Raw genomic sequence first — 12,767 nt, 5'->3', positions numbered from 1 at the left:
AAAATAATACCCTAACTAAATCAACGGATTAATTCGAAATTCAAAACTTCATTTTCCTTTCCGTTAATGATAATGCTCAGTTGATGCAATCCTGGATGAAAAACGCGCGTTGTAATTATTTTAAAAGATTGTTTACGGACAAACTTTTGAATTTGATTCGGAACAAAAGTTCGTTCACTAATTTTGAAGACTTTTTTAGCCAAATGCCCTTTTGATTTTTGGTAGTATATAGCATATTCTAACCGAATTGTTTTAGATGTTGCGCTTAAATTTTCTATTGTGAATTGAAATTGTAACGAATCACCAATTTTAACAAGAGGTGTGTCAATTTCAAAAAAAGATAATGCTATATTTTTGGTGTCCAATTCATAATGCGACAAAATTTTTGGGTCACCTTGCTTTAAAAGTGTTCGACACCCATGTTTAATTATGGCATTGGTTTGTGGACTGAAATTGTGCCATTTTTGAGCGATTTCCAATACAATTTCGGGATTGTCTTTTGAAATATCGTTTAAATTATTGGCAACACTTTTACGAACATATTCAGAACTGTCGTTTTTTAGATTTTCTAAAATAGGTAAAATAGAACGAGGATCTTTTTTTAAAAAAGGAAGCGCCATAGCCCAAGGTAAACGGGGTCGCGAGCCTTCACTTGCTAATCGGCGAACATGGTGATTTTCGTGTAAGGACCACTTTATCATTTCGGCAATCATTTTTTCGGGATATTTCAAAATGAATGGGCGTACGGCAAATTCACAACTAATAAATTGCGTAATGTTTTCAAAGGCTTTTACCGCGACATCAAAATCATTTTGACCGTATTTTTCGATATAATCGGGAAAAAACATAAATGCTAAGGTGTTTTTTCCACATGGACTTTGTTTTACTTCAATTATAGTGGTTTCTATAATAGCAACTGCTTCGGTGAAATTTTTTGGTAAAAATTGATGGAAAATACTGGTAGTATATAACATTCGCTCTTTCCATTCTTTCGCTTTGAAATCGGGGTTTGTAAAGTGATTAACAAATTTCTTTTGATCCAAATTGGGCACTGATTTCGATAGACATTGTGCAAAATCAATATAAAAAGCATCGGAGTAAATATCTTTAATGAGTGCCATACTAGGTTTTTATTTGTATTTGTCCTCAAATTTACCCAGGAAAAGTTGATAAAAAAAACGTGCTACAAGATTTATGTAGCACGTAGGGTTGAGTAGTATTTATTAAATTTGTCTGTATACTTTTTTATATTTATAAAGGTAAGAAAATTCATTGATTAACAGCGGTTTGAAAAGTTAAATTTTGAGAAAAAACTTATAAAATTTTCCAAATTTGAAAAGCATAAACTGCTTTATATTTTAAATTAGCTGAAATATATCTTACTTTAGCATAATGAAAAATTTGTGTACTAATGATTAATGATATTCAGTTTCAAAACGAAATTCAAACTCTTATTTTTAATGCTATTCGCGAAGATGTTGGTCCAGGCGATTATAGTTCTTTGGCCTGTATTCCTGCCTCGGCAACGGGTAAAGCAAAATTATTAGTTAAAGATCAAGGAATTATTGCCGGTGTAGATTTTGCTCAAATGATTTTGCAGTATGTTGATCCGAATTTAAAAATGGAAATTTTTATCAATGACGGAACTGCGGTGCAATTTGGAGACGTGGTTTTTGAAGTTTCAGGAAGTTCTCAATCTATTTTGAAAGCCGAAAGAGTGCTTTTGAATTCGATGCAGCGAATGTCGGCTATTGCAACTAAAACCAATGAATACGCGAAATTACTTGAAGGTACCAAAACAAAAATTTTAGATACCCGCAAAACGACTCCCAATTTTAGAGTTTGCGAAAAATGGGCTGTAAAAATCGGAGGTGGCGAAAATCATCGATTTGCACTTTACGATATGATAATGCTTAAAGACAATCATATTGATTTTGCTGGCGGAATTACATTGGCCATTGCTAAAACAAAAGCTTATTTAAAAGAACATAATTTAGATCTAAAAATAATTGTCGAAGCGCGTACGCTAGATGAAATCCGAGAAATTTTACAATCAAATGGGGTGCACCGTATTTTGATTGATAATTTTAATTACGAAGATACCAAAACAGCTGTGGCGTTAATTGGCAACAAATGTCAAACCGAATCATCGGGAAATATCAACGAAAAAACCATTAAAGAATATGCTTTGTGCGGCGTTGATTATATTTCGTCAGGAGCATTAACTCACTCTGTTTACAATATGGATTTAAGTCTGAAAGCAATATAAAGTTGAGATAGCGTATGTCTGAAAAAATTGAAAAACAACTAGAAAGCATACCGGTAGTGCGTTCGTTAGTTCGTTTTCTAAAAAAAATTAAATTGCCCTGGCTCAACGGATTTTCTTTGTACGACTTGATCGAAATGTATGGCAAAGGAATTCTGGAGGGTGCTTTTTCGTACCATGCTAGTGCGGTTGCGTTTAGTTTTTTCATGGCGCTTTTTCCTTTCGCATTGTTTATTTTAAACTTAATTCCGTACATACCAATTCAAGGATTTCAAGAAGATTTTTTGCGCTTTGTTCAGCAAGGTGTTCCTCCTAACACCTTTGATGCCATCGAAAAAATAATCAATGATATTTTAAATAATAGTCATTCAGGGTTGCTGTCGTCGGGTTTTTTGCTTTCCATTTTTTTAATGGCAAATGGGGTAAATGGCACTTTAGGAGGTTTTCAGTCTTCTAAGCATGTTTTTGACAAAAGGGGTTTTTTAAATCAATATTTAGTAGCGCTCGCTATTTCTTTAATTCTTTCCATTTTATTACTGGTAACCGTTGCTACCATTGTCGTTTTCGAGGTTTTTATTCAAAAAACAATTGTTCAGGATATACTAAGCGATAAAATTCCACTTATTATTTTAGGAAGGTATGCTTTTGTGGTTTTAATGATTTTAATTACAACCTCTATTTTACTTCGCTACGGAACCAAACAATATCGTAAAGTTCCTTTTTTTAGTATCGGTGCAGTTTTTACCACGATTTTGGTGGTAATTTCATCCTATTTTTTTGGAATTTGGGTTATAAAATTTTCAAAATATAACGAACTTTATGGGTCAATAGGTACATTATTAATTCTAATGTTTTACATTTGGATAAATTGTATGATATTACTCTTGGGTTTTGAATTGAATGCTTCAATCAGTAAATTGAAACAAAAAAACAAGACCATTTAATTTTTCGATTTATAAAAAACAATTGCTCAAAGGAAATTGGGTATAAAGTTTGCTTCTTATAATTTTTAACTTTTAAACAAAAAAATGATGAAAAAAGGTTTCTTTACATTCGCTTTGTTTTTAATGACAATTTCAGCTATTTACAGCCAATCGGTAATAGGGAAATGGAAAACCATAGACGATGAGACTGGGGTAGCTAAATCAATTGTAGAAGTATACGAAAAATCGGGAAAAATTTACGGAAAAGTGATGGATATTTTGCGTGAAGGCCATAAAAACGACGTTTGTGTTGGCTGCACTGGAGCTAATAAAAACAGACCTATTTTAGGAATGGTAATTATTAAAGATTTAGAAAAGGATGGGTCGGAATATAATTCGGGAACTATTTTAGATCCTACTTCCGGAAAAGAATACAAATGTTATATTACTTTAGAAACGGCCGATAAATTGAAAGTGCGAGGCTACGTGGGCTTTTCATTAATGGGAAGAACGCAATATTGGCAGCGTGTCAAAAATTAAATAGATTAATTAATTATTTAATTCTAATCTTTTTTTGTATCGGGTTAAATAATAGACAAAATAATAATCCAAAATTAAATATCAGTCATCTTATGGGTGACTTTTATCTTTATAAAACCTCATTGAAATTTACAAATTAGCACTAAAAGCATGTTTTTTGTTGAAGTAATTTTACCACTTTCATTAGCCAAAACCTTTACGTATCGCGTTTCCGAATCCGAATTTAATTTTATTAAAAAAGGAATGCGAATTGCGGTGCCTTTTGGTAAAAGTAAAATATACACCGCTTTAGCAATCGAAACGCATCAAAATGAACCAACCCTTTACGAGGCGAAAGAAATTCATCAAATTCTAGATGAAAAACCCATTGCAACTGCTATTCAAATTGAGCATTGGCAATGGATTTCAACTTATTATATGTGTGCAATTGGTGATGTTTTTCGCAATGCTTTTCCAAGTGCTTTGCTTTTAGAAAGTGAATCGGTAATAACGAGCACAAACAATGCTGATTTTTCGGTTAAAGATTTATCCGATGACGAATATCTTGTTTATGAGGCTTTGCAAAAACAAAATGTTCTTAAAATTGGCGACATTGTGGCTATTGTAAATAAAAAAAATGTTTTACCTCTTTTACAAAAACTTATTGATACGGGCGTTTTGGTTTTGCAGCAAGAGATGAAAGAAGCGTACAAGCCAAAATTGATTCGTTATGTGAGGTTGCATTCTCAATTTGATTCTAATGAAGGATTGTCAATTTTGTTAGAAATGCTTAAAAATGCTCAAAAACAAAAAGAAATTGTTTTGGCTTATTTTCAATTAAGTGCTACTGAAAAAAAGCCGATTACAGTTAAAAAGTTAATCGAATTTTCGCAATCTAACACAGCTGTTGTTAAAGCTTTAATTGACAAACAAATTTTTGAAGAATATTATGTTCAGCATGATCGGGTAAATTTTTCAGGAAAAATAAACGATTCAGCATTGCAATTGAGTCAAGCGCAAGAATCGGCTTTTACTGCAATACAAAATAGCTTTTCAGAAAAAACGGTTAGTTTGCTGCATGGCGTAACTTCTAGCGGTAAAACGGAAATTTATATAAAACTTATCGAAGAGTATTTATCACAAGAAAAGCAAATTTTGTTTTTGCTCCCCGAAATTGCTATAACAGTGCAATTGGTAAATCGTTTACAGCTTTATTTTGGAGAAAAAGTAGCCGTTTTTCATTCGAAATATAGCAATAACGAACGAGTTGAAGTTTGGAAACAAGTTTTGCATAATGCTGAAAAAGCACAAATTGTCATAGGAGCGCGTTCGGCACTTTTCTTGCCGTTTTCTGATTTAGGTTTAATTATTGTGGATGAAGAACACGAGCAAACCTTTAAACAGTCAGATCCTGCGCCTCGATATCATGCACGAGATGCGGCAGTAGTTTTAGCAAATTTGCATCAAGCTAAAGTTTTATTGGGTTCGGCAACTCCGAGTTTAGAATCGTATTATAATACCCAACTCAACAAATACGGATTGGTGACTTTGTCCGAAAGGTACAATAATGTTAGGATGCCAGAGGTTCTTTTGGTTGATTTGAAAGATAAATATTTCCGGAAAAAAATGACCGGTCACTTTAGTGACGTTTTATTGGAACAAATTACAGAAACGTTATCGTTAGGAGAGCAGGTTATTTTGTTTCAAAATCGAAGAGGTTATGCGCCAATAATTGAATGTATGACATGTGGTCATGTTCCCGATTGTCCGCAATGCGATGTAAGCTTAACGTTTCATAAATTCAAAAGTCAATTGCGATGTCATTATTGTGGCTACAGTATGGCTAAACCTTCTCATTGCCATCAGTGTTCGAGTGTTGATTTGAATACAAAAGGATTTGGAACCGAGCAAATTGAATTGGAAATTAAAAACCTATTTCCTTCAGCCAAAATTGGGCGAATGGATCAAGATACTACTCGAGGAAAATTTGGCTACGAAAAAATTATAGACGAGTTTAAAAATCGTGAAATTGATATTTTGGTTGGGACTCAAATGTTAGCCAAAGGTTTGGACTTTGACAACGTAAATTTAGTCGGAATAATGAATGCTGATACGATGTTATATCATCCCGATTTTAGGGCTTTCGAGCGTAGTTATCAAATGATGACACAAGTTGCAGGTAGAGCAGGTCGGTTTAAAAAGCAAGGGAAAGTTGTTATTCAAACCTATAACCCCAATCACAATACAATTCAGCAAGTTACAAATCATCATTATTTAGGGATGTACAAAGAGCAGTTGTACGATAGACAGATTTACAAATATCCACCTTATTTTAAATTAATTAAGCTAACTCTTAAGCATCGCGATTTTGATAAGTTAAAAGAAGGTGCAATGTGGTTGTATCAAGTAATGAGTCAAACCTTACCGATGCCTGTTTTAGGTCCCGAAGAACCTGCTATTAGTCGCATACGCAACGAATATATTCGGACTATTATGATTAAGATTCCGCAAAATTTTGCCTTGGGTGAAACAAAAAAAACTATTCAAAAAATATTGAATAGTTTTGATGCGGTAGCTGTTTATCGTTCTATTAAAGTAACAACAAACGTTGATTTTTATTGATTATTTAATGAGAAGAGCTAGATAATGCTTTTACTAAATCTTCTTTTTTGTTGCGACTTAGTGGGATTTTTGTAATTCCAATTTCGGCAAATTTACTGTTAAAGCGTTCTACTTTGTCAATATTAATAATATAGGACTTGTGAACGCGAATAAATTTTTCTTTAGATAAATCTTTTTCAAAAGCTTTCATGGTAGAAAGTACCAAGTTGCTATCGTCTTCGGTTACGACTCTAACATAATCGCCATAGGCTTCTATCCACTTGATTTTTGAAGTAAAAATTTTTAATTTTTTAAGGTTACTTTTAATAAAAATGTGTTCGCCTTCCTCTTCTTTGGTTTCGTTGCGAAGCGCATATAAATCGATAGCGCGTTTTACCGATGCATTAAACCTATCAATGGCAATGGGTTTTTGCAGGTAATCGGTAGCGTCATAATCAAAAGCTTTTAAAGCATATTCTGCTTTAGAAGTTATAAAAATAATTTGTGGTTTCGTTTTTAAACCATCCAAGAAATCGAATCCATTAATTACTGGCATCTCAATATCCAAAAATATTAAATCTACATTGTTTAAAGAAATACAATTCTTAGCTTCGATTGCATTAGAAAAATCGCCTATTAAATGTAAATTTGTATGATTGTTGACAAGCTTTGCAATAATGGTTCTTTGTATAGAACTATCATCTACAACGACACAATTTAACTTCATAAGATTAATTTAAGCTAGTAAAATGGGTAACTAAGTGTAAATATACATTTTAATATTTTAATTTAGAAATATTAATAATCCTTTTTTTGCACTTCATCGAATAAATTGGTTTTGATAGTTGTTTATTTAAAATTAATCGTTACTTTTGCACCCAATTTTAACAAATAAATATATTGTTTATGAATCATTATGAAACTGTTTTCATTTTAAATCCCGTTTTATCTGAAGTTCAGGTAAAGGAAACAGTAAGCAAATTTGAAGATTTTCTTACTAGTAGAGGAGCTGAAATGGTAGCTAAAGAGGATTGGGGTCTTAAAAAAATGGCTTACGAAATCCAAAACAAAAAAAGTGGTTTTTATCACTTATTTGAATTTAAAGTATCAGGAGAAGTTTTACTAGCTTTTGAAACTGAATTTAGACGTGACGAGAGAGTAATGCGTTTCTTAACTGTAAGTTTAGATAAACACGCTATTTCTTGGGCAGAAAGAAGAAGAGCAAAACTTAAATCTCAAAAGCTTAATTAGTATGGCATCAATAGAACAATCTGCAAAAGGAAAAAAAGACGGAGATATCAGATATTTAACGCCTTTGAACATAGAAACTAACAAAACTAAAAAGTATTGTCGTTTCAAAAAATCAGGAATCAAATACATCGATTATAAAGATGCTGATTTCTTATTGAAATTTGTTAACGAGCAAGGAAAAATCCTTCCACGTCGTTTAACAGGAACATCATTAAAATACCAAAGAAAAGTTTCTGTAGCTGTAAAAAGAGCGCGTCACTTAGCTTTAATGCCATACGTGGCCGATTTATTAAAATAATCAAAAATTAATCTGTTGTTGGTTTTCTGTTCTAAAAGAAACCTAACTTCAATAATCTATAAAAGGACAACAACATGGAACTTATTTTAAAACAAGACGTTCAAAACTTAGGTTTTAAAGAAGATATCGTAACTGTAAAAAATGGTTATGGTCGTAATTACTTAATTCCACAAGGATTAGCACAATTGGCAACTCCTTCTGCAAAAAAAGTATTAGCTGAAAACTTAAAACAAAGAGCACACAAAGAAGCTAAAATTATTGACGATGCTAAGAAATTAGCTGAAGCTTTAAAATCTATCGAAATTAAAATTGCTGCAAAAGCAGGTGGAGAAAAATTATTTGGTTCTATTACCAATATTGATATCGCTGCTGCTTTAGCAAATGGAGGTCAAGAAATTGATAGAAAATTCATTACAAGCGGAATTGTTAAACGTATCGGTAAATATACTGCTTCTGTACGTTTGCACAGAGATGTTGTAGTTGAATTGCCTTACGAAATTGTTGCTGAATAGTAATAATTTTAATTTATAATACGAAATCCCGATTTTTGTCGGGATTTTTTTTTAATCTGAATTTATTTCAGATTTTTTACTTTATATTAATTAGCATTATAGCAGTACTAGATGCTCAAATAAATTAGCATAAATGACTTGAGCTTTGCGAAAGCATGACTCAATTTAAAAAAATAATATTCAGAATGAAATACGCAAGACTTACAAAAGAACAATTTGATGAATTACATAATGAATTTGCCACTTTTTTAGCAAGTCAATCCATTGATAAAACGGAATGGGATGCTATTAAAGAAAATAAACCCGAAGTGGCCGAGCAAGAATTAGATGTTTTTTCAGATTTAATTTGGGAAGGCGTTTTGTCAAGAGCAAAATTTTTAGAACATTTTTCTAAAACTCATATCTTTTTATTCGAATGTTTTGATACTGAAATAAAATCGATTATACTGAAAACATTAAATCCAGAAATTGATTTTATGACCAAAGAGGGGCTTCAATGGTTAGGAGACAATATGTTTACCGATAACATTGAAATGAAAATTGGTAAAAAAGTTTTTACCGAAGATCGAAACGAATCTATTTTTCAACTCATTAAACAAGGTGCTTTTTTAACCGATGGACAATTGTTTACGCAAATAATCACGATTGTAGAGTCGTAAATACACGATTTTTATTCATTTTATAAAAACCATTTTTTTGAAATGGTTTTTTTGTTTTCAGTCAAATTTTCGATAAGAATTATTACTTTTAAAGTTTAATTACATTAATAAACGTTTCACTATTTCTAAATCAATTTATGGAAATTCAGCAGCAAATTCAGGCATTACGGAAGGAACTTAACGAGCACAACTACAATTATTATGTGCTGGATAATGCGACTATTTCTGATTATGATTTTGATATTAAATTGAAAGAACTTGAAGTGCTGGAAAAAAAGTATCCAGAGTTTTTTGATGCCAATTCACCTACACAACGAGTTGGTGGTGTTATAACCAAGAATTTTCAAACCGTAGCCCATCAATACCGCATGTATTCGTTGGATAATTCGTATTCTAAAGAAGATTTACAAGAATGGGAAAACAGATTGCAACGTGTTTTAGGAAATGTGAATTTGACGTATACTTGTGAGTTAAAGTATGACGGAGCATCTATCAGTATTACTTACGAAAATGGCAAATTAAACCGAGCTGTGACTCGGGGAGATGGTTTTCAAGGGGATGATGTTACGCAAAATATTAAAACCATAAAATCTGTTCCGCTAGAATTAAAGGGTGATGATTTTCCTCCAAGGTTTGATATTCGAGGCGAAATTATTTTGCCTTTGCAAGGTTTTGAAAAAATGAATCAAGACTTGATTGAAATTGGAGAAACGCCTTATTCTAATCCAAGAAATACAGCTTCCGGAAGTTTAAAATTACAAGATAGTAGTGAGGTTACCAAAAGACCATTAGAGTGTTTGTTGTATTATGTTACGGGCGATAAACTTCCTTTTGATACGCAATATGAAGGATTGGTTACTGCTAGAAATTGGGGATTTAAAGTTCCAAAAGAAGCTAAATTAGCTCATAATTTAAGCGAAGTTTTTGATTTTATTGATTACTGGGATGTGCACAGGCATGAATTGCCTTATGAAACCGACGGAGTTGTGGTAAAAGTTAACTCGATTCAGTTTCAAGAAGAGTTGGGTTATACAGCAAAATCCCCTCGTTGGGCAATGGCCTATAAATTTAAAGCCGAACGTGTTGCGACCATCTTAGAGTCGATTTCGTATCAGGTTGGTCGTACCGGTGCTATTACTCCAGTCGCAAATTTGGTTCCGGTTCAATTGGCAGGTACTGTGGTTAAACGGGCTTCTTTGCACAATGCAGATCAAATTGCTAAATTAGATATTAGGGTAGGAGATACTGTTTTTGTTGAAAAAGGAGGTGAAATTATTCCGAAAATAATTGGAGTCGATTTGGATAAACGTCCGGCTAATACAGCGCCAACAGTTTATATTTCTCAATGTCCCGAATGTCAAACAGAATTGGTAAGAAATGAAGGAGAAGCCAATCATTATTGTCCTAATTTTTATGGATGTCCTCCGCAAATTATAGGACGTATTCAGCATTTTATTTCGCGAAAAGCAATGGATATTGAAGGATTAGGTGGTGAAACCGTTGCTCTATTGTATGCGAATGGTTTGGTTCATGATTATGCTGATTTATATGAATTGACAGTAGAGCAAATTCTTCCTCTAGAAAGAATGGCTCAAAAATCGGCCGAGAATTTAGTAAATGGAGTTGAGAAATCTAAAAACATACCTTTTGAGCGGGTTTTATATGGTCTTGGAATTCGATATGTGGGTGAAACTGTTGCGAAAAAATTAGCCAAACACTATAAAAATATTGATAATTTAAGCAGAGCCACCTTATTAGATTTGGTTTTAGTAGATGAAATTGGCGAGCGAATTGCGCAAAGTGTACTTGATTTTTTTGCAAATGATGCTAATAAATTAATAATTGAACGATTAAAAAATTTCGGTATTCAATTTGAAATTGTTGAAAAAATCAACCTCAATGCTACTAATAAATTAGAAGGTAAAACCTATGTTGTTTCGGGTGTTTTTGCGACTTTATCGCGAGATGAATTAAAAAAAGCTATTGAAGACAATGGTGGTAAAGTGGGGAGTTCGATCACGGCAAAAACAAATTTTGTAGTGGCAGGCGATAATATGGGGCCAGCTAAATTAGAGAAAGCCAATAAATTGAATATTCCTATTCTATCGGAAGCGGAATTTTTAAATCAAATTCAATAAATGCAACCCAATAAACCGTCTCTTTATTTGTTTTTTGCCACTATTTTTTTTTCAATTGTATTTGAAAGTTTTTTTGGTAATCATGACATAACAATTTATTTAAGATCCTTAGCAATTCCGCTGATTTTTATTTATTTCTTAATTTCTAATAATTATAAAATAAGTTGGTATCAAAGCATCCTTTTTTTCTTTTGTTTTATGGGTGATGTAATGAATATTCTTAATCCAGTTTATGCAAGTTATGGTTCAATATTTAGTTTTATAACCGTTTACTCGTTGTTTTTTTGGATTTTTTATAACGTTTTTAAAAGATCTAAAATAAAAAAGAAGGACATGGCTCCAGTTTTAATGGTATTGGTTTTTATAGTTTTCTTGACCTTGTCGGTTTTGAATTTGACCGTAAATAAAAATGATAAGTTTGATTTGTATATCTTATACGGAATAGTAATGTCGGCAATGAGTATTTGTTGTTTTATTAATTATATTTTGCGCCCAACAGTAGTGAATTTATTTGCAATGATAATGGTTATTTGTTTTTTGTTGTCGGATATTTTTTTCGTTTTTAATAAATATTCACATGAATTGCTCATTTTTAGGCTCATCCGAAATACTACACAATCCCTAGCGTATTATTTCATGGCGCGTTATTTTTTATTACTAAAAAACAACAAAAGGTATAATAAATTAAACCACAATTGATTTTCCTTGAGCAATACTATTTTTGTCTTTATCAAAATAAAAATCGATTCGACCTAAATTAATGCCATAACAGCCCACTTGATTTATTAAAACATCTTTTCCAGCTTTGTTTTTTAAAACGGTTGGTTTGTCTAAAAAAGTGTGTGTATGTCCCCCGATTATTAAGTCGATATTTTCTGTTAATTCAGCTAATTTCAAGTCGCATATTTTAGTTTCGTTATCTCGGTATTTGTAGCCCAAATGCGATAAACAAATAATTAAATCACATTTTTTCTCATTTTTCAAAATACTAACCATGTCTTGAGCTGTTTCTACGGGGTCGTTGTACACGGTTTCTTTACACATTCGTTTGTCCACTAAGCCGTTGAGTTCAATTCCAAGACCAAAAACACCAACTTTTAGTCCTTGTTTTTCGAAAATCTTATAAGGTTTAACCAAGCCGTTCATTACCGTATTGGAAAAATCATAATTGGAGGAAATAAATTCAAATTGTGCATGTGGCATTTGTGCAAACAACCCGTCTACTCCATTATCGAAATCATGATTTCCAATTGTAGAGGCATCATATTGCATCATGCTCATTAATTTAAATTCTAATTCGCCACCATAATAATTAAAGTAAGGTGTTCCTTGAAAAATATCACCTGCATCTAGTAAAAGCACATTTGGATTTTCTTCTCGAATGGTTTTTATCAAAGCAGCTCTTCGGGCTACACCACCCATATTCGGATTGCGCGCGTCATCCGCCGGAAAAGGGTCAATATGACTGTGTACATCATTAGTATGTAAAACGGTGAGGTGTTTTGTAGTAATTGATTCGAAACTACTTAATGATAATCCTAACCCTAATAAAGTAGCGCTAGCTGTTGTTTTTTCTATAAATTCTCTTCTTTTCATACTT

Annotated in this window: 13 protein-coding genes; 10 read left to right on the top strand and 3 right to left on the bottom strand. The window is 32.4% G+C overall.

Features of this window, described 5'->3' with window-relative positions; all coding sequences use genetic code 11:
- Positions 1-20 precede the first annotated feature (20 nt).
- A complete protein-coding gene (locus I5M07_RS04190; RefSeq protein ID WP_200104938.1) occupies positions 21-1,121 on the bottom strand; it encodes a DNA alkylation repair protein in 1,101 nt (366 codons plus the stop codon).
- A gap of 290 nt (positions 1,122-1,411) precedes the next feature.
- On the opposite strand from I5M07_RS04190, the gene nadC reads away from it, so the two are divergent.
- The 4 genes from nadC to priA all read left to right on the top strand — a co-directional run bounded on the left by nadC (position 1,412) and on the right by priA (position 6,330).
- Positions 1,412-2,269 (top strand): carboxylating nicotinate-nucleotide diphosphorylase, encoded by an 858-nt coding sequence (nadC, locus tag I5M07_RS04185; protein ID WP_200104937.1) that lies wholly within the window; start codon positions 1,412-1,414, stop codon positions 2,267-2,269.
- A 14-nt stretch (positions 2,270-2,283) separates the two neighbouring features.
- On the top strand, positions 2,284-3,210 hold the full coding sequence (locus I5M07_RS04180) for a YihY/virulence factor BrkB family protein (RefSeq protein ID WP_200104936.1): 927 nt from the start codon (positions 2,284-2,286) through the stop codon (positions 3,208-3,210).
- Between the two features lie 87 nt (positions 3,211-3,297).
- Entirely contained in the window at positions 3,298-3,729 is a 432-nt protein-coding gene (locus I5M07_RS04175) for a DUF2147 domain-containing protein (RefSeq protein WP_200104935.1), read from the top strand.
- 150 nt (positions 3,730-3,879) lie between these two features.
- Entirely contained in the window at positions 3,880-6,330 is a 2,451-nt protein-coding gene (priA, locus tag I5M07_RS04170) for a replication restart helicase PriA (RefSeq protein ID WP_200104934.1), read from the top strand.
- Positions 6,331-6,334: 4 nt separating this feature from the next.
- Here the strand turns inward: priA and I5M07_RS04165 are convergent, their stop codons facing one another.
- Entirely contained in the window at positions 6,335-7,036 is a 702-nt protein-coding gene (locus I5M07_RS04165; RefSeq protein WP_200104933.1) for a LytR/AlgR family response regulator transcription factor, read from the bottom strand.
- A gap of 179 nt (positions 7,037-7,215) precedes the next feature.
- On the opposite strand from I5M07_RS04165, the gene rpsF reads away from it, so the two are divergent.
- From rpsF to I5M07_RS16095, 6 genes are all read left to right on the top strand, one after another.
- A complete protein-coding gene (gene rpsF, locus I5M07_RS04160; protein WP_200104932.1) occupies positions 7,216-7,560 on the top strand; it encodes a 30S ribosomal protein S6 in 345 nt (114 codons plus the stop codon).
- 1 nt (position 7,561) lies between these two features.
- Complete coding sequence (rpsR, locus tag I5M07_RS04155) at positions 7,562-7,858, top strand: 30S ribosomal protein S18 (protein WP_125017757.1); 297 nt, start codon at positions 7,562-7,564, stop codon at positions 7,856-7,858.
- Between the two features lie 74 nt (positions 7,859-7,932).
- A complete protein-coding gene (gene rplI / locus I5M07_RS04150) occupies positions 7,933-8,370 on the top strand; it encodes a 50S ribosomal protein L9 (RefSeq protein ID WP_200104931.1) in 438 nt (145 codons plus the stop codon).
- A gap of 185 nt (positions 8,371-8,555) precedes the next feature.
- Positions 8,556-9,029, top strand: coding sequence for a DUF6495 family protein (locus tag I5M07_RS04145; protein ID WP_200104930.1), 474 nt, complete (start codon positions 8,556-8,558; stop codon positions 9,027-9,029).
- 137 nt (positions 9,030-9,166) lie between these two features.
- Positions 9,167-11,167 (top strand): NAD-dependent DNA ligase LigA, encoded by a 2,001-nt coding sequence (ligA, locus tag I5M07_RS04140; protein ID WP_200104929.1) that lies wholly within the window; start codon positions 9,167-9,169, stop codon positions 11,165-11,167.
- Complete coding sequence (locus I5M07_RS16095) at positions 11,168-11,866, top strand: lysoplasmalogenase family protein (RefSeq protein ID WP_394369037.1); 699 nt, start codon at positions 11,168-11,170, stop codon at positions 11,864-11,866.
- Here I5M07_RS16095 and I5M07_RS04130 read toward each other — a convergent pair.
- Positions 11,852-12,763 carry a bifunctional metallophosphatase/5'-nucleotidase gene (locus I5M07_RS04130; RefSeq protein ID WP_200104927.1) on the bottom strand — a complete coding sequence of 304 codons (912 nt, stop codon included), beginning with the start codon at positions 12,761-12,763 and terminating at the stop codon, positions 11,852-11,854. The genes I5M07_RS16095 and I5M07_RS04130 overlap by 15 nt on opposite strands.
- Between the last annotated feature and the right edge of the window lie 4 nt (positions 12,764-12,767).

The sequence above is a fragment of the Flavobacterium agrisoli genome (genome assembly GCF_016522065.1).
Lineage (GTDB): Bacteria > Bacteroidota > Bacteroidia > Flavobacteriales > Flavobacteriaceae > Flavobacterium > Flavobacterium agrisoli.
The sequence above is the reverse complement of the archived record's forward strand: the minus strand, read 5'-3'. Positions and strand labels throughout refer to the sequence as shown.

Bases quoted from the DNA above. Each gene is read 5' to 3' on its own strand.
- I5M07_RS04165 (WP_200104933.1), bottom strand. From the start codon at position 7,036: ATGAAGTTAAATTGTGTCGTTGTAGATGATAGTTCTATACAAAGAACC.
- I5M07_RS16095 (WP_394369037.1), top strand. From the start codon at position 11,168: ATGCAACCCAATAAACCGTCTCTTTATTTGTTTTTTGCCACTATTTTT.
- I5M07_RS04180 (WP_200104936.1), top strand. From the start codon at position 2,284: ATGTCTGAAAAAATTGAAAAACAACTAGAAAGCATACCGGTAGTGCGT.
- priA (WP_200104934.1), top strand. From the start codon at position 3,880: ATGTTTTTTGTTGAAGTAATTTTACCACTTTCATTAGCCAAAACCTTT.
- I5M07_RS04130 (WP_200104927.1), bottom strand. From the start codon at position 12,763: ATGAAAAGAAGAGAATTTATAGAAAAAACAACAGCTAGCGCTACTTTA.
- nadC (WP_200104937.1), top strand. From the start codon at position 1,412: ATGATTAATGATATTCAGTTTCAAAACGAAATTCAAACTCTTATTTTT.
- ligA (WP_200104929.1), top strand. From the start codon at position 9,167: ATGGAAATTCAGCAGCAAATTCAGGCATTACGGAAGGAACTTAACGAG.
- I5M07_RS04190 (WP_200104938.1), bottom strand. From the start codon at position 1,121: ATGGCACTCATTAAAGATATTTACTCCGATGCTTTTTATATTGATTTT.
- rplI (WP_200104931.1), top strand. From the start codon at position 7,933: ATGGAACTTATTTTAAAACAAGACGTTCAAAACTTAGGTTTTAAAGAA.
- I5M07_RS04175 (WP_200104935.1), top strand. From the start codon at position 3,298: ATGAAAAAAGGTTTCTTTACATTCGCTTTGTTTTTAATGACAATTTCA.
- I5M07_RS04145 (WP_200104930.1), top strand. From the start codon at position 8,556: ATGAAATACGCAAGACTTACAAAAGAACAATTTGATGAATTACATAAT.
- rpsR (WP_125017757.1), top strand. From the start codon at position 7,562: ATGGCATCAATAGAACAATCTGCAAAAGGAAAAAAAGACGGAGATATC.
- rpsF (WP_200104932.1), top strand. From the start codon at position 7,216: ATGAATCATTATGAAACTGTTTTCATTTTAAATCCCGTTTTATCTGAA.